General features: G+C 32.1%; 20 protein-coding genes. 14 read left to right on the plus strand and 6 right to left on the minus strand.

Features of this window, described 5'->3' with window-relative positions; genetic code table 11:
* The first annotated feature begins 257 nt into the window (after positions 1-257).
* A complete protein-coding gene (locus tag ATE84_RS23900) occupies positions 258-866 on the plus strand; it encodes an SPOR domain-containing protein (RefSeq protein WP_101450309.1) in 609 nt (202 codons plus the stop codon).
* A 111-nt stretch (positions 867-977) separates the two neighbouring features.
* Here ATE84_RS23900 and ATE84_RS23905 read toward each other — a convergent pair whose 3' ends face one another.
* The 5 genes from ATE84_RS23905 to yiaA form a co-directional block, all read right to left on the minus strand.
* Complete coding sequence (locus ATE84_RS23905) at positions 978-1,322, minus strand: DUF6515 family protein (protein ID WP_101450310.1); 345 nt, start codon at positions 1,320-1,322, stop codon at positions 978-980.
* 303 nt (positions 1,323-1,625) lie between these two features.
* The gene (locus ATE84_RS23910; RefSeq protein WP_101450311.1) at positions 1,626-2,171 is read right to left on the minus strand and encodes a GDYXXLXY domain-containing protein; all 546 of its coding nucleotides are present in this window, start codon (positions 2,169-2,171) and stop codon (positions 1,626-1,628) included.
* A 19-nt stretch (positions 2,172-2,190) separates the two neighbouring features.
* The gene (locus ATE84_RS23915) at positions 2,191-3,468 is read right to left on the minus strand and encodes a DUF2157 domain-containing protein (RefSeq protein WP_101450312.1); all 1,278 of its coding nucleotides are present in this window, start codon (positions 3,466-3,468) and stop codon (positions 2,191-2,193) included.
* 136 nt (positions 3,469-3,604) lie between these two features.
* On the minus strand, positions 3,605-3,964 hold the full coding sequence (locus ATE84_RS23920) for a hypothetical protein (protein ID WP_101450313.1): 360 nt from the start codon (positions 3,962-3,964) through the stop codon (positions 3,605-3,607).
* Positions 3,965-4,086: 122 nt separating this feature from the next.
* Entirely contained in the window at positions 4,087-4,563 is a 477-nt protein-coding gene (gene yiaA / locus ATE84_RS23925) for an inner membrane protein YiaA (protein WP_101450314.1), read from the minus strand.
* 180 nt (positions 4,564-4,743) lie between these two features.
* Between yiaA and ATE84_RS23930 the strand changes: the two genes are divergently transcribed.
* The 10 genes from ATE84_RS23930 (at position 4,744) to ATE84_RS23980 (ending at position 12,411) form a co-directional block, all read left to right on the plus strand.
* Positions 4,744-6,228, plus strand: a complete 1,485-nt coding sequence (locus ATE84_RS23930; RefSeq protein WP_101450315.1) for a hypothetical protein — start codon at positions 4,744-4,746, stop codon at positions 6,226-6,228.
* A gap of 109 nt (positions 6,229-6,337) precedes the next feature.
* The gene (locus ATE84_RS23935; RefSeq protein ID WP_101450316.1) at positions 6,338-6,901 is read left to right on the plus strand and encodes a hypothetical protein; all 564 of its coding nucleotides are present in this window, start codon (positions 6,338-6,340) and stop codon (positions 6,899-6,901) included.
* Positions 6,873-7,301 carry a GIY-YIG nuclease family protein gene (locus ATE84_RS23940; protein ID WP_143273700.1) on the plus strand — a complete coding sequence of 143 codons (429 nt, stop codon included), beginning with the start codon at positions 6,873-6,875 and terminating at the stop codon, positions 7,299-7,301. Before ATE84_RS23935 ends, ATE84_RS23940 begins: the two co-directional genes overlap by 29 nt.
* Positions 7,302-8,171, plus strand: a complete 870-nt coding sequence (locus ATE84_RS23945; protein WP_101450318.1) for a leucine-rich repeat protein — start codon at positions 7,302-7,304, stop codon at positions 8,169-8,171.
* Between the two features lie 546 nt (positions 8,172-8,717).
* Positions 8,718-10,115 (plus strand): type VI secretion system tube protein TssD, encoded by a 1,398-nt coding sequence (tssD, locus tag ATE84_RS23955; RefSeq protein WP_101450320.1) that lies wholly within the window; start codon positions 8,718-8,720, stop codon positions 10,113-10,115.
* Positions 10,112-10,651, plus strand: a complete 540-nt coding sequence (locus ATE84_RS23960; RefSeq protein ID WP_101450321.1) for a hypothetical protein — start codon at positions 10,112-10,114, stop codon at positions 10,649-10,651. Before tssD ends, ATE84_RS23960 begins: the two co-directional genes overlap by 4 nt.
* 122 nt (positions 10,652-10,773) lie before the next feature.
* Positions 10,774-11,007: a hypothetical protein gene (locus ATE84_RS23965; RefSeq protein ID WP_101450322.1), complete on the plus strand. Its 234-nt coding sequence runs from the start codon at positions 10,774-10,776 to the stop codon at positions 11,005-11,007.
* Positions 11,004-11,531 (plus strand): hypothetical protein, encoded by a 528-nt coding sequence (locus ATE84_RS23970; protein ID WP_101450323.1) that lies wholly within the window; start codon positions 11,004-11,006, stop codon positions 11,529-11,531. The genes ATE84_RS23965 and ATE84_RS23970 overlap by 4 nt, the downstream gene beginning before the upstream one ends.
* Before the next feature lie 122 nt (positions 11,532-11,653).
* Entirely contained in the window at positions 11,654-11,887 is a 234-nt protein-coding gene (locus ATE84_RS23975; protein ID WP_101450324.1) for a hypothetical protein, read from the plus strand.
* Positions 11,884-12,411 carry a hypothetical protein gene (locus ATE84_RS23980; protein ID WP_101450325.1) on the plus strand — a complete coding sequence of 176 codons (528 nt, stop codon included), beginning with the start codon at positions 11,884-11,886 and terminating at the stop codon, positions 12,409-12,411. The genes ATE84_RS23975 and ATE84_RS23980 overlap by 4 nt, the downstream gene beginning before the upstream one ends.
* A gap of 674 nt (positions 12,412-13,085) precedes the next feature.
* On the opposite strand, the gene ATE84_RS23985 is transcribed toward ATE84_RS23980, so the two are convergent.
* Positions 13,086-14,084, minus strand: a complete 999-nt coding sequence (locus ATE84_RS23985) for an IS1595 family transposase (protein ID WP_101444842.1) — start codon at positions 14,082-14,084, stop codon at positions 13,086-13,088.
* 118 nt (positions 14,085-14,202) lie between these two features.
* Here ATE84_RS23985 and ATE84_RS23990 point away from each other — a divergent pair, with 118 nt between their 5' ends.
* The 3 genes from ATE84_RS23990 to ATE84_RS24000 all read left to right on the plus strand — a co-directional run bounded on the left by ATE84_RS23990 (position 14,203) and on the right by ATE84_RS24000 (position 17,718).
* A complete protein-coding gene (locus ATE84_RS23990; RefSeq protein WP_101450326.1) occupies positions 14,203-14,604 on the plus strand; it encodes a hypothetical protein in 402 nt (133 codons plus the stop codon).
* 174 nt (positions 14,605-14,778) lie between these two features.
* A complete protein-coding gene (locus ATE84_RS23995; RefSeq protein WP_101450327.1) occupies positions 14,779-15,822 on the plus strand; it encodes a BT4734/BF3469 family protein in 1,044 nt (347 codons plus the stop codon).
* A gap of 102 nt (positions 15,823-15,924) precedes the next feature.
* A complete protein-coding gene (locus tag ATE84_RS24000) occupies positions 15,925-17,718 on the plus strand; it encodes a reverse transcriptase/maturase family protein (protein WP_101450328.1) in 1,794 nt (597 codons plus the stop codon).
* The last annotated feature ends 94 nt before the right edge of the window (positions 17,719-17,812 follow it).

Below are 17,812 nucleotides of genomic sequence, written 5' to 3' on the forward strand. Positions count from 1 at the left end.
TTCCAAATATTTGGATATTACAAGTCATCAATATCCAAAATCAAGTATCAAATAATTCCCTTTCAATCATTTTTATACCAGGCGAAGATACTTCTATCTTCATATTTATATGTTAACAATAGATTAAAAAAAAACCTAATAACAGTGAGCCTGTCATGTTATGTTTCCATTTTATATCATATAAATATTCCTAAAACTCGCAAAACCTTGAAGTTTTATAATAATCAATTATATTTGAATATCTAAACACAAATCAGATGCCTTTTATAACTGACGAAGAATTACAGAGTTTTAAAGACCAAATAGAAAAAGTAGAAGAGTCTAACCGTGCAACAGAATATACACATAGTAAAGCTGTAAAAGACGAAAAAGAAAACTCTCGAAAATTTAAGATCGCAACCATCATACTTGGTATTATTGCATTACTAGGTGTTGCCGGAACTGTGTATTTCATGAATTTTAATACTCCAGAAAACATGATTACTCAGAAAAAACACAAATCTGAGGTTACTACACGAGATACGAAAATAGCCGAGCTAACAGAAACAATTAAAAACCTATCCATGAACCAGGAATTGGATTCAAATAGTACTGGAGGAGGAAATGGTCGTTCCCTGGAAGATGAATTAGTATATGCTGTACAAATCGGAGCTTTTGAAAGTATCGATTTGTCTATGTATTCTGAGAATTTTGTGAATTTCAGACAAATTAAAAGTGGCGGATATAATAAATATGCCTTAGGAAACTTTGAAACGCTTAATGAAGCCAAAAAATTTCGTAGACAATTAGTACGACTCGGGTTTAGAAATGCTTTTATCGCCTCATATCAAAACGGAGAGCGAATAAAGATTGAAGAGGCTTGGTAGACACCGATTCTGGCTATAGTTTAAAAGAAACCAGAATAACAATATAAAGGAAAACCCCGACGCCAAAACGTCGGGGTGCACCATCAAAACTAATTAATCAACTCAATACAACTAAACTTGTACTACAATATATTTTCTCCCTGATTTCTTGTAGTATACTCCTTTACATCTGTAATATTTTACACCTCTTACTTTTACTGTTTTATATCCTCTGGGTAATGTCGTTACTCGCACTCCTGTAGGAACCGTAACTCTTTTATAAGCCCTATTCTTTTTTACATACCAAACACCATCACTTCTATAATAATGTACATTTTTATGTACTACAACTTTAGGGCGATGTACTTTGGTAACCACAACTCCTCGTGCCGGACGTACTTTTACTGTAGTTGCACAAGACGTCATTAAAAAACCAAACAATACAACTGGTACAACTATTCTCATCACATTTTTCATATCCTTACTATTTTGATTTCTTATAATAAGACCTAAGGATTATAAAAAGGTTTAATTGGTAAATATTAAAAATGACATTTTTATCATTCTACATTTGTTATGTGTTTTTATTCATCTTGAAATGGTTTAAACTTCCTTATAAAAAAGCGTCAATTCGAGTGGTTTTTCAGAATGAAATGGAGAAAAACTGTATCGAGAATAGCTTTTTTTATCCAAAATCCTATTCTCGATACACTTCTTCCTACGGTCGAAGCAATCGAATTGACGAATTTCTGATCAAAAAATATCAAAATGCATAACGACTCATTCTACATACTCTTGTATCGGTAGTCCTGCAATAATTACATCTTCTAAAACTGATGCTCCATCTTTAACATATACCACAGCATAAACATCCTCCTCCTGTGCATTTCTATTTACTTCTCTATAAGCTTTTTCTGCATCGTATGCTTTGGTTTCTTCCATATAAAATCTATCAAATGGTAGCTCAAATAGTATTTCATCACTATATGTATTCGTTACTTTGGCCATAACATAATCACCACCAGTATCAAGGGGTTCTCTACTTACCTGAACAGCTTTTGCAAAACCCTCATCATCATTTTCTATATACACTCGTACCTCATCTCCATATACATAAGTAGTATCTGATGTTTTAAAAGAATTCATTTCAAACTGAAGTGTAATATACTTTCCTCTAAACGGATCTGTAGGATCAATCGGCCTGGTTTTAAATTTATATGCCGTACCCGATATCAGGATATCCTCGTTATCAAAAATCATCTTTAGCGGAGTACCAATTTGTACTACTGCCAAGACTATAAATACTATAAAATAAATCGGTTTCATATCTCTATATTTTTAATTGCTATTTAATGCGCTGTTGTTTTTTCAGCATGATATAATTGGTTAAAAAGAACCCCGCTCCTACCATCACAAATAAAATTCCTCTGACAACAAAGCTCATTCCGGTATCAAAAAACCTACAAATGATCAATATCGAAATGATCAATAATCCATAGTTAAGGATCCCGAAGTTAATTTTATCTGCTCCAATCTTTATGGCAGACATGCCCAAAGCAAACACCAATGCATTCATTAATATAACAGGTAAAATTCCTGTATCAGGTAGTAAGAAGTAGACTACCCCAAAAACTACAAAAGCCACCTGAAACAGATTAACAGCTCGTATTCCTTTTCTTATAACAGTATACCCCAAAACAGAGATACTTAACAAGGATAATACTACTGCTGTATAGCGCTCCTGAGTATCATAATTGAATGTTTCTGGGAGTTCATCCCATATCCAACGAAACGTAAAAATCATCAGCAATACTATAGTACCCAGCGAACCAATGATCAAAAAACCGTTTCTAAGTGTTCTTAACTCTTTAAATACCGGAAGTCGTCCTATAGAATACAAGAATCCAAACATGGTGATGTACATCACAAAACCAAGATCTTCGCTACGGCCTATAAATGCACTTAATGCAATTGCAATACTTGCTGGTAAAATCCAGGTAAAAATAGTAGCCGTATTGCTGGTCGTATTCTTTGTAATTACGGTGTAGTAATACGGTAACACAGCTCCAATAAAAGCAATATACAACCAGGGAGTTTCTGTGTTTCTATAGTTCCATAGTCCAACTTCTACCGCGTAGTAGGTACTTAGCAGTATTGTAAGTAAGGCTACTGCATGCGATCGGAACAAGTATACCAATGGTAAGCAAAGTACAATCCAGGTACCCAAAAAAGAACCTAATTCTCCCGGGATATTATAAATCTGACTTACCAATGCCATACATGCGCCTACTGCGAAAAAAAGAAAAGTCCCTGATGCTTCTTTCCAGGTGGTGCTTTTATTTTTTAGTATAGAAAAACCAGCAAATATCTGACCCAGGATTAAAGGTCCAAATGCTAAAATTGTTTTTGTTAATCGCGAAAAATCATCCCAATTGTGCGCCAGCATTAGAATAATACCAGAACCGACTAATAACGCACCAAAAATCCCAAAGATCATAAACAGCTTATTAGGCTTTCCTGCATCTTTGGTAGCGTAGTATTGTCCTATTTTATCTGCAAGCTCTGGAGAAATAATCTTATCTCCTACCAGTGTTTGCAGTTCTTTATTAAATTTTGATCCCATAATGTCATGTTGTTTAGTGAACTTTTAATCCGTTGTGCATTTTAGAATTAAAAAGTATTAAAATGTCAATCCATTAGTTTTGCTCTCATTTCTACTTCTTTTTACATGAACCTGACATATGTTATTGTTGTAGTACCTACTGCTTATCTTTTATATTCAGACATGTAATAAACACAGAATACGCTGCGATACACATGGGTATAATCTCTAAGAAAATCAACTCCCCGTTACTATTCTTATGTAGATCATTTATTTCCATTTGAAATAAAACACCATATAACAAAACTATACCCCAGTATATCAATACATTCTTTTTTACTTTGGCACTTCGTTTTTTCCATTGAATAAAAAAACCCAGCCCAATACCAAGCTGAATGCCGCCAAGAAAAATTTGAGCAAATAATCCCTCTTTCTCTCCCATAATCCCGTAATATCCTAAGGTGATTATAAAAGCCAATACATTGATTATAAGTGCTATCTTTTTGATTTTTCTCATCTTTATTAGATTTATTTATGATTATAAAAAGACAGCCGTAACCATACGGCCGTCTTCTCTAATCATCAAAACAAGAGACCTCAAGTGCTTTAAGGTCCCTTCTTTTGATTTCACTGTTCTAATTACTCCTTATTGTTTTCGATAAACTTCTTATCCCTGGTATTCTTCTGTACTGCAATGGCAGCAAATAAACTTAGGGTAAAAGACATCCCATAAAACCCTTTTTCACTAAGCTCCAGGTCAGCATTCCATAAGCCGATAATCAGCAATAAAATAGACGTGAGTGTGGTAAACCAACTAATCCCATAATAGATATCGGTAACCGGAATTCCCTCTAGCCTATCCCTAACACTTTTTTGCACAGATACAGCAGAGAACAATCCAAATAGCAGGATGGTAAAGTAGTATCCTTTCTCATTAAGTAGCATACTCGCATTCCATAATCCGGTGCAATAGGATACCATTCCTATAAACAGTGCAGACCATGATGCTGATATAAAAGCCGGGGTTGGCTTTTGATCATATACTTTATTTTCTTTCTTTTCTACATTTTCGATTACGGTATCCTCGGATACATCGTTACTAAATTTGTAATTCATAATTATTGTATTTTGATGATTCAATAAAAATTCAATTGTTTGTTTTGAACAGGACAAATGTGCGATGATATGCGTTGATATAAAATTCGATTTTAAATAAAAACTTACGATATATTTATGTTAATAAATCAGTTTTATCAATATTTACAGTATTTTTATCAAAATTATACTTACGATATAATGCATGTTATTTCTTCTATAATCCATACCTTATCTGATGAATCAAAGCGAAATTTCATCACGATATTGCGGCAAAAGAATAAAAGAAACGATACCAAAAACATCCAGTTATTTAAGCTTCTTGATACCACATCAACAGCTAAAGACCTCGATATCCAGATTTATGGAAAAAGAGCCAAGGGTGCTTATCACGCACTATGCAAAAGACTTTATGATACGCTGATTGATTTTATTGCTGCCAAAAGTTTTGAGGAAGAGACTTCAGAAGAGATGGAAACCCTTAAGCTCCTTAGAGCCAGCAGGAGTTTCTTTGAACAAAAACAATATAAAATTGCTTTTAAAACCATTTCCAAAGCAGAGCAAAAGGCCAAAACCTATGCACTTTTCAGTATCCTGAATGAGATTTACTATACACAGATTCAATACGCTCACCTTAACCGGGGGATAGTAATAGAAGCTTTATTTGCTAATTTCAGAAGTAATAAAAAATCACTACAGCAAGAAGAAAACCTAAACCTGTTTTACGCTACTGTACAGCATGAATTGATGAAACAAAGACGAGATGCCGTACCGATTATAAAAACCACATTATCCAGGTTTGGATTATCGATTACACAAGATCTTACGTTTCGATCCTTATTTAAGATCCTGGAGATTACGAATCAAACAGCTCATATCACCAGGGATTATCACTCCATACTTCCTTTTGTAGAAGAAGTCTATACCCTAATAGATGCAAAAGAGGATGTAATCGACAAGCATCTCTTTTACCATATCCAGATCTTATACTATGTAAGTAATTCTTATTTCAGGAATAAAGATTTTAACACCTCGCAGCAGTACCTGGTCCTGATGCATGAGCAAATGAAAAAACATCAGGATAAATATTACAAGCGATTTTTTCCGCAATACACACTACTACTGTCGCTCAATCTTAATTATACAGGCCAGGCAGAAGATGCTATTTTGATGTTAGACACCTTTGACTACGAAAAACACAAAGACCAGATCTCATATATCCTGGATCTTAAATTAAGCCATATTGTCTATTATTTTCAGCAACAACAGTTTAAAGAAGCCCTAGGTATTCTTAATGACTTTTACCACAGTGATCACTGGTATACCGAAAAAGCAGGGCTGGCCTGGGTAATTAACAAAAATCTAATTGAGATTTTACTACGTATAGAACTTGATCATATAGATGTAGTAGAATCCAGAGTAAATAGTTTTAAAAAGAAACATGGTGCATATCTCAAAAACAATAGAGAAACGCGAGCATCAGAATTCCTGAAACTAGCGGCTACGTACTACCACAAACCAGAGATTGCAACCACAGTAGCATTTAAGGACAAGATTCATAATGAACTCACCACTTCTACTCCCAAGGATGAAGACATTTTTGATATGAGTTTTTATGCCTGGATAAAGACAAAGGTCGAAGGCACCCCTTTGTATGAAACTACTTTACAATTAGTACATCAATAAAAAGACCTATGAGTTATCCCATCACTCATAGTATTATTTTTTTCCTAAAAAATTAAAACCCAATGATAAAGTCGTACAAACCTACCCCGATGATGATGGCAAAGGTTTAATGCATATCAACCACCAGGCTATTGTAGTGGGCGAAAGTATTGCACAAGTTAAACGCTCTACCACTGCCAAAGTTACAGATAGAGGAACAATACTTGTTAGCCAGTTGAAATCTGAAATTTCATCAAGGGGCGAAGATGTGTTTTTTTATGATAATTCACTAGGCACATTTGAAGGTACTTTGGCAGATGCACAACGCCTATTCCCTAATGTTGATTTTTCAGATTTACAAGTACCTGATATCGTAGATCGCAGCAATCCAGAGTTTGCAAACTATTCGACTGTTTCACCAGATCAAGCCGTATCGTGGCAAGAGATAAGTAAATACGATGCAGAGGAAAACGGAGGAAAACCTACCACTTGGAGCAAGTGGGCAGACAGTTTACAAACAGGGTTAGATATTGCTGGTCTTGTCCCTGGATTAGGAGAAATTGCAGACTTAGCCAATGGCTGTATTTCTTTAGCACGAGGAAATTATGGCGATGCTGCACTAAGCTTTGCAGCAATGGTACCAGGTTTTGGAGTTGCTGCTACAATTGCTAAGCAAGCTAAAAAAAGCTGTTGATAATAAAGGTGTTTATGATCTTATCATTAAAAATGCTGATGATCTTGAACAGGCTTATGTAGGGCAATCCAAGAATATTTTTAAACGGATGCAACGCCATTTTGGCAAGAGTGGTAAATTAAAAAGCGCACAAGAAGTAATACAAGGTGTTACTCATAAAATGGCAGGTTCTACCAAAGCAGAACGGGAAATCTATGAACAGTTTATTATTGCTGAAAAATATGGTGGTGTTATAAAAGATAAGAGTATTTTTAAAAAGTTATTAAATAAAGTTAATCCTGTAGGCGGTAGATATGATTTGAATTCTGTAGGAGGACTTAGAAAATTTAAACAGAAAGCTCGAGAAATTGCAGAAAAATATAATCTACCTAAAGAATATCAACAAATAAATCTAAATTAAATGTATCTGATAAAAAGTGTGCCAGGTGATCCTTATTTAATGATCAAACCAAGTTCAAATTTAGATGACGCTAAACCAGAATTTTTAACGGGTAAATACAGTGTTCGTTTAGATGAAGAATTTCCTGAAGAATTTTTGGAAAAATTTATGCAAAAATTCAAAGAAATAAAATCTTTAAACTTATCTACTTGTTATTATTACAAAGCTAAATCATCTTATGTATATCAGATGCCAAATTTAGAAGCACTTTCTATATCGGTTTGGAAGGATACAGATTTTATATTAGATTGTAATACGCTGCCTGCAACTATCAAAACTTTATGGTTAACTGTTTATTCAAAGAAGAAGATTATCAATTTAGAATCATTAAACAGTCATATCGAAGATTTAATGATTTCAGATTTTGACGAAAAAGACCTAACAAAATTAAGCAACCTTACTAATCTGAAAAGCCTAAGTTTCGCAACTGCCAAAATCAAATCATTAAAAGGAATAGAAAATCTTACAAACTTGGAAAATCTATCATTAGGGGGAGTACGTAGTCTTACAGATATTTCAGGTATTACGGCTTTACAAAAGTTAGAGCGATTAGAGTTTGATATTTGTTGGAAACTTAAAGATTTTACCCCTGTCGGTGAATTGAAAAGCCTTAAAGAACTTCAATTATTAGACTGCAAAAACCTTGAGAGCATTAAGTTTGTAAAGGAATTATCTAATTTGAAACGCCTTTCTACATTAGGTACTACGATTATAAATGATTATGACACTACACCCGCCGAACACGTACCCGTGTTTTTTGGCAGTCAGAACAACAAATATAATAAGCAATATCCTGAGAAAGAAATACATAAAAAGTTGGATGATTTGTAAGCTTAAAAAAAGAAAATATTACCTACGGTAAATACTCTTATTAGATAAAAAAAATAATTCCCGTAACTGTAGTATCAATTTTGATCTTTCTTTCAATATCATTTTTGACTGTTTTAAATTCTATTTTTACCTCAGATTTCCCTGAATTAAAAATTGGTTTTCCTTTACAATATTATAATCAATTCTTTACTGCTTCTGATGAATTAAGATTTTCTTGGAATATTTGGAGTTTATTAATAGATATTTTAATTATTTGGGGAATTATAGTAATAGTATACTATTTACAGAAACGAATAAAAAACTAATCAACAAATAAAAAAACGGCTCAGAACAAACTATATAATTAATAACTCCTCCGACAATACAGATTTGCAATCCCTCCACGTACCCTGAGCGCAGCCGAAGGGTACACTTCATACCTAAAACCCAAAACCTCATACCTACTACCTAACACCTCATACCTCCTACTCCCATACATCTATCATTATTCTAAACCATTAAACCAAAATAATTTATAAATTTGAACAACTCTTAAAAACCAAAAAAATGGGCATTATTGCCAGATTATATGCTGATGGACAAGTTTATAACGTACTACAAACCGAGCACAGTATCACACAGCCCAGTGATGAGACAGGACGACCAATTTCCAGACCTTTTCACACGGGATTAAAAGCAGTGATCGAAGCTACAAAAGACACCTACTTTTTTGAAAAAGCCATACATCCCACACAGCAAATACAGGAAATCATTCTGGAATATGCCGATAGTATGTCTGGTAGTAGAACCCGTAAGGTTAGATTTGTCGATTGCTATGTAACCTATGATGGTACAGATTTTAAGGCTAATGGAAGAGAACCACTTACCGAAACCCTGTTGATAACTGCTGCGGGAATAGAAGATTCTCACTCACAGGGAAAATATACTACTCCAAGAAGGGTAACAGCGTTTCTGAATAATCAAGTACCTTTAACTACACAAGAAGAAGAAACAGAAGCTATAAAAGTAACCAATGTAGATGGCCCGTTTGATGAAGCAGGGAACAAAGTAAAATATATCAGTCCTAAACATGAATATTACTACCACGCTACACTAAAAAACTATGAAGAAGGAGATGACCTAAACCAAATACAATGGACTGCTAGTTATGACGATGAGAATGCTACTCAACAACTCACAACAGGTGGTACGTATGAAGATGGAATATTAAAAACCCCTATAAAAGTAAATAAAGGCAAGCACACTGCTAAAATATACGCATATATAGGAAACCTTAACCCAAATATAAATACCAAAGTAACTTATAAACAGGTAGTCACCTTTTTTATCGGTGGTGCTGGGGATAAGGAATCATTTTATGGTGTTGGACCAACAAATAATATCGAAAGAGGAGTCAAAGTGGTTTTTGATAATCTCATAAAAACAAGATTTGAATATAAAAACCAATATAATTCTCAGCATTTAGGCTATAACGAAGTAAAAGGAGAAGAAGATATCGAGAGTAACATATTAAGTTTATTACCTAACAAAGATGGAACACAAGTAAATATTGTAGGGCATAGCTTAGGGGGCTGGAATGGTGCTCATTTATCTCAAATACTTACTGATATGGGATATACAGTAGAGATCTTGATTACCCTTGATCCAGTAGGTGCAGGAGAACATATCAAAATGATTTCGGATATTCATATGCGTACACCAAAACCCAAAATGAATTACTGGATTAATATTTATACTCATCCAGAAGATTATATTACAGATGATGCTATTGCGGATGCAGGTAGGCAATGGACTCCTGACCCAAAAGATATTCATGTGCTACACATTACCAGATATAGTCATGGAGAATCAGGAAATATGTTTAATGAAGATATAACCAAAAACAACATAACATCTTCTAGTCAGTTATTTTTTACAATCAAAAAATATTTAGAAACAAAATGAAAACAATAAAACAGGTTGTAATTACACTATTAGTGTTTGCTTTACTTACTTACTGTGCTGATCACAAAATCCCTAAGGCAGATTTAAAATATAAAAGTTTTGAGAAGATCAGAAATAAAGGAGATCTTGTTGATACTTATATTTTGAAAATAAATTCTGACATAAAAATAGATAGTTTGTTAGAGATTAACGGAGGTACTCCTTATCTAATATGTCCCTTAACACAGATTGATAATTTTACGTCAAAAGAAATTGAGTCTTTAGAAAATTATATCGCAAGTATAGGTTTTGAGATCATCGACGATAATAGCCAACAAGGATATAATTATTTAGTTGGAGTTGATTTTTATACTGGTAAAAATAAAAGCTTTCGAGAAGCATATTTAGATAAGAAACATCTTATTAACCTGATGAAACAGGTAGAATGTTTAGAATGTAAAATTGAATGCCGTTTTTTTATGGATGCTCATAAACCTTACCTCTCTAATTCTATGTGTATACCAGTAAAAGATGTTTTAAAAGTTATAAACGAATAAAAAAACGACTCAGAACAAACTATATAATTAATAGCTCCTTCAACAATGCAGATTTGCAATCTATCCACGTACCCAGGGCACAGTCAAAGGGTATACCTCAAACCCAAAACCTCAAACCCAAGATGAATTACTGGATCAATATTTATACTGCCCCCGAGAACTATGCCATGGATGATGCTATCGCAGATGCAGGTAGGCAATGGACTCCTGACCCAAAAGATATTCATGTACTGCATATCACAGAATATAGTCATGGTAGTGCTGGAGATATGTTTACAGAATCATTATCTAAAAAAAGAATAACCGCTTCTAACTTATTGTTATCAGCTATTCAAAAATATATTGAAACAAAATGAAAACAATCAACTTCATACTCATCCTTTTAATATTGGTATTTTCAATTAGCTGCCGTTTGGACAATAATATACAAGAAACAAAAATCCATTTTTTAGATTTCAAAAAGAGTCCTACTACTAATAGACCTGATTTATATAATATATATTTCAATACAAATATAAAATTAGATAGTGCTCTCATTAATTCTCTAATATATTGTCCGTTAAATAAAAACATCAATTTTACAGTAGAAAATCTTAGAAAATCTAATAATGCCATATCTGGTTTTATTTTGGAAAACAAAAAAGTTAATATCACTGAAAAAACAAACACTTATATTGCGGAAGTAGCATTTAAAACATCCAAAAATCAAGGAAGCGAAACCAATTTTATGGAGGTAAAAGAAATAAAAAAATTACTTAAAAATTTAACTTGTGTGCCTTGTAAGATATACAAACCCTTCTATTTAGATTCATACAAACCCTACCTCTCCAACCCGATGTGTATCCCTGTAAAAGATATTTTAAAAGTTATAAACGAATAAAAAAACGATTCAGAACAAACTATATAATTAATAGCTCCTTCAACAATGCAGATTTGCAATCCTTCCACGTACCCAGGGCACAGTCAAAGGGTACACCTCAAACCCAAAACCTCAAACCCAAGATGAATTACTGGATCAATATTTATACTGCCCCCGAGAACTATGCCATGGATGATGCTATTGCTGATGCGGGTAGGCAATGGACTCCCGATCCAAAAGACATACATATACTACACATTACAAAAAATAGTCATGGAAGAGCTAAGCCTATGTTTAATGAAGTACTTGCTAAAAAAACAATTTCAGCTTCTAGTTTATTGCTAAACTCTATCACTAATTATATAGAAACAAAATGAGGCCATTATATATTTATCTATCCACTTTCTTATCGATACTTGCAATCAGTTGTTCTAAAGATCATGAGATACCTATTGCTGATCTCGAGTATAAAGAGTTTAGAAGCCCTCATAAAAAACATCCAAGGTTAGATATCTATGAAGTATTTTTCTTTTCTAACATTGATTTGGATAGTTTTTTTATAAAAAAAGGAGGTAGTCCTAGACTTTATTGTTCTTTAGAGAATAGTAATAATTTTGATATCAAAGAGATTACTCAAAATAACAGAAACCTCTCAGGTTCTTTTTATTTTTTAAATCAAAATAAAAAACAATCAGGTAAGTTTTTGTTTCGATCCGAAGTTTTTTTCTACGATAAAGATGATGAATTCTTAAATAAAAAAAGAATACTCAAATTATTATCAAATAAATCTTGTATCCCATGCAAAGTAGAAGAGAGATTTTACCTAAACACTTATAAACCTTACCTCTCTAATTCTATGTGTATACCAGTAAAAGATATTTTAAAAGTTATAAACGAATAAAAAAACGGCTCAGAACAAACTATATAATTAATAGCTCCTTCAACAATGTAGATTTGCAATCTATCCACGTACACTAAGGTGTCATACAGGCCTTGTCGAAGTGCTCTCGAAAGGTACACCTCATACCCAAAACCTACTACCCAAAACCTCATACCTACTACCTAACACCTCAAACCTACTAACGTATACAAAAAACTTTCTCCCCTACCATGTGGTTTCCCGTAACCGTAATAAAAAAGGTAGCAGTAGTTTTAGGGGATTAAAAAATACAAATGTAGATAGGCTGGAGTTTTTATGATAAAATGAATGCTTATCGATATGTATAAATGGGTGTATGTGTACTGGTACGTATATGTTATTTTCGCTAGCGATTTAAATAAACCATAGAAAATGAATTTTAAAAATGTGATCGAATTAAAGAATAGAAACAATCATTTATAAATATCAACATAAAAGTTGATACAGTTTGTGATAGAGTAAAAACAAGACCCAATAATACCTTTTTCAGAACAGAACAGAATTAGAAAATCTACTGAATAAAAAATTAGACATAAAACTTTAGACAACTATGACAGAACAAAACGCAAAATCACATTTATATGAACTTTGGCAAAATGGAGAAATTCCAGATAATTTTGACGAAAATCATTCTGATTACGAAAAAGCAATAAGGGCTAAGTTCTAAAAAGCATATTATTTACTACTATGTTTTTAAATTCCATCCAGGCAGTATTGGAAGCAAAGGCTATAGCTGCTACGGTTGCCATTTTACTGGTTGAATTTTTTATTTTTTCTAAGACTAAAAACCAATTCAGATAATTCTGAAGGTATTTTGTTGCCACTCCATTGAAGGGCTCCATAAATTTCCTTAGACGCATATCCATATTATTCACATTTTGTACGTGATATATTTTGTCAACAGCTCTTTGACCCTTCGAAGCATTAAATTTTTTGTGTGCTACCTTCTTGTCTTTTGCAAATGCAGTATAGCTTCTGTGACTGTCGCTACAAAGGGTTTCTACTTTAGCCAACTTCCCTTGTAATATAGTCTCCAAGTCACTTTTACTAATGCGACCTCTGGTAGCTACTTTGAAATCTTTGTTCCCTGATCGGTCACAACTGGCTATCACAGCTACTTTTTCATTACTGAGACCAGCTTTACTTGCCTTTGCGCCACGTTTTCTAGCAGGACGATCCAAATTTCGATTCCCTTTTTCAGAGTAAGCAAAGAAAAGATCATCACTCTCTAGGATTCCTTGGAATTCATCCACACTTACGCTCCCAAAGGAGACAAGTAATTTGTGCCTCCAATCAAAAGAAGTCTGAATAGAAATCCCTGTTTCTTTGGCACTCTTGCGAATACTATATCCAGAGAGTAAACAGAATAAATAACGATTAACTTTGTCTTTCTTCTTGAGGTTGTACCAGAACTTACCGGTAGTTTCACTAAAGTTTTTATGACAAGTATTACAAACATAGCGCTGTACTCCTTTGAGCTTACCATTAGCCTTAATTTTATTGCACTTACAATGAGGACAGCTTATGGCTTTACTCTGATTGCTATCAATCAGGGCTGAACCCTCAGTAGAGATCTCCAATAATGTGGAAACAATTTCTGATTGAACCAAAGCCGATGAACTAATGAAAAAATCTCTAAAATCTTCTGGTATCATTTCTCCGTTTTTATAAAGTAAAGATAAAACATATTCTAATTAGAACTTAGCCGCAATAAGTTATACTAAAAAAAATGGTCGATTTGATTATGAACAATTTTGTAGCGATAATTCAGTAATGAAATTTGGAGTTTGGCAAGTTGAGTCTGACGCTTTAGTTGGTAAAGTTGGTTATGATTACATTATTGCGGATAGTAGATTTTGGGAAACCCAAGATTATAATGGATATTTAGTTTGGAGTTGGCTAATTCATTTAACCGAAAAAAGTTGGATTGATAAACAAACCGTAAAAGATTTGAATACAGCTTTCTTTTTCTGTCAAGATTATTATAAAAAGTATAAGCCTAAAAATTTACCATACATTTCAACTGCACAAACTTTGAATATTCAAAAGCAATTATTGGAAATAAATGAAGAAATGCAAAAAAAGGAAAAAATAGATAAACACGGGATAATTGAAATTGAAACGGAAGGTATGACAAAATATTCCGAATTACTCAATGGAATAACATATCTATAAAACTACTGGCAACAATGGCTAAATTAATAAAGGTTTTGGTGCATAATTCAAAATATAGGACTTTAAAGAAAGTCAGTCAACATAGAAAATTGGTTAAGTGTTTAATCGAAAGCTCTCTATTTTTAACTGTTGCACTAACCATAGCCGAAACCAAAAACCAACTATGGAAATAGAATGAAAAATATTAAAGTTTCATATCAAGAAAACACTTGGTCAAAAATTTCGAAAGAAATAACAATAGGCCAAACTTTAAATATTATTAATTCTGAATTATTACAAAATAAAATTAGACGATTACGAAAAGAATTAAAAAATGGAAATAAAGATTACTATAACAACCATAAAAAATCTCTACCTGCTGTAACTTTTTCGGCTACATTTCAAGAAAACCGGAGAAAAGACAAATTAAAACATTATAACCAAATCCTTGTCATTGACATTGACAAACTTACAACAGAGGAAATGACAGAAGTCGGAAAGACTTTAAAACAAGAACCATTTGTTTTTTCTTTTTGGAAATCTCCTTCTAACAAAGGTTATAAAGGTTTGATAAAATTAAGTTTTATCGAAAAATTCGAGAAAAACAATACAGATTTTCAGCATAAAAATGCTTTTAATTTAGTTTCAAATTATTTCTTAGAAACTCACAATATTGAATTGGATAAAAGCGGTAGTGATATAACAAGGCTTTGCTTTCTTTCTTATGACCAAAAAATCATAAACAAAGAAAATTTTCAAGAATTTAAAATTGAGAATTCAAACATACCAGAACAAACTAAAAAAAAGAAAGAAAATAATTCTGTCATAAAATTTAGCAGTAACAAAGATGCTTTATACAACTCAAAAAACAGAAATGATCCATATGACAGACGTTTAATGAGTAATATAATTAGATATTTAAACAACAAAAATCATACAATTACAGAAAGCTATGAGAATTGGTGTAAAGTGGCAATGGCAATGGCAAATACTTTCACATTTGATGTTGGGAAAAATTATTTCTTAAAATTGAGCAAAAGAGATTCCGATAAATTCAATGAAATAAATTGTATAAACTTCCTAAAAAACTGTTATGAGAACAGAAAAGGTGAAGTTTCATTTGCAAGTATTGTTTTTCTCGCAAACAATAAAGGATTTAAAACAAAATACCAAAAAGATAATGGAGTACCGAAGGCGGAAGGTTTTACCTCGAGCGAATATCACTCTCATAAACGATAAGGTTTCGTCAGAGAGCTTAAAAGAAACCAATGACTTATATGTCAGTATCTTTGTCAATATGTGCATTTTGCACTTCACAGGTACTCCATTTATTTAAAACCTATGAAAGAGTTTAATTTATATTTTAATGAAATAGATATAATCAGGCAACTATGTAAAATCAGAGTGAAAATTGCTAAAAATAGAAACAAAAAACACTTATTACATTTACTTACTTCAAATGAAGAGTACAATTATCACCTAGAAAATAATTCAAATGAGCAAAACGAATTTGAAATTTATCAAAAAGCAATTAATGATAAATTAAAAACAATACTACCCCCAAGAAGGCAATGGGTGAAAATTGGTTCAAAATCAAGAATTAAAGACAAATCAACAAACGAATTTTTAACTTCTAATGATAAAAATTTTTATGCACTTTTAAAAACAATTCGTAAACACAAAAAAAATAAATCAACAGAACATTGGTTTATTAATTTAATGCAGTTCGTTACAGAAATTCAGCAAAAAGCATTATCAAATTCATATTCCGTTTCCACTCCTCTTATATTTCCAAAACTCAAAGAACCAATAAAAAAATCCTTTAAAGAAAAGAATGATTGCCGACCAATTAGTATGTTTTCCATTGAAGACAGAATAATTTTGAGTTTAACCAATAAATTTTTAACCTCAATATTTGATAAGCATTTTAAAGATTCTTCATATGCTTTTCGTTCAAAAAAAATAGAAAATAAAACTATATCACATCACAATTGTATCAAAGATATAATTGATTACAAAAAAAACAATTCTGCTTCAGAATTATATGTTATTGAATGTGATATGAAAAAATTCTATGACACAGTCAATCATAAAATTGCATTTGATATTTTTAATAAACTTATTGGTAAGGTAAGTCAAGAATCACCCGAATTAGATTTAAATCAACCTATTCATATTTTTAAAAGTTTCTTAGATTGCTATTCTTTTAACTCTAATGTAAAAAAAATAGACAAACCTGAATATTGGAATTCATATGAAATATCAAATGGTTCGTTTCCTTGGATAGATAAAGATCTATCACTTCATTATGAAAAAGGTCATAATGAAAGAATTGGCGTTCCGCAAGGTGGAGCATTATCTGGATTAATAGCAAATATATATTTAAACAAAGCTGATATTGAACTTGAAAAACTACCTGTACTATATTTAAGGTTTTGTGATGATATGATTGTAATACACAATGATAAAAAACAATGTGAAAAAGCTAAAGAAGTATATTTAAGTTGTTTAGACGAACTAAAATTATTTCCTCATAAATTTAAATTACCTGATGAATTATATACTGTTACAATTAAAAACAGAAAGACTAATTATAAAGCTTTTTGGGATGGTAAATCTAAAGGGCCATACAGATGGACAAATTCATTTAAAAATGGGGATTTTCCTTGGATAGCATTCGTAGGTTACGAAATAAATTTCGATTGTGAAACTAGAGTTAGAAAGAAATCATATAATAAAGAAGTGATTAAACAGTCGAAAATAGTTAATGAAATAAAAAAAGCAGTTGAAAAAGATCAAAGATGTAAAAAAGGAACAGCAATTGAATCTACAATAAACAAATTAATTGGAATGTCTGTTGGAAGAATTGGATTAGATAATTTCAGTGAAGTTTCAACTGATATGTGTTGGAAAAATGGTTTTCAAGAGTTAGAACTAAATAAATTTTCAAGAGTCCAAATAAAAGAATTGGATAGAAATAGGAGCAAATTATATTATAACCTATTTAGTCAAATAAATGATTTAGAAAAGGAAGAAGATGAGGAAATAGAACTTGAAGATGATAATAGGCAACATAAGAAATACGATAAACCATTTAGTTATTACTATCAAATTCTAGAAAGAAAGAGAAATTGAAAAAATCTTGGACATTAAACTATGCTCCGAAAGCCTAGATTTCCAACCCGACAGCCCAGATTTATAATCCGTAAATAACTAACATAAATAAAAA

It is taken from the genome of Aquimarina sp. MAR_2010_214, from assembly GCF_002846555.1.
In the GTDB taxonomy this organism is placed as follows: domain Bacteria; phylum Bacteroidota; class Bacteroidia; order Flavobacteriales; family Flavobacteriaceae; genus Aquimarina.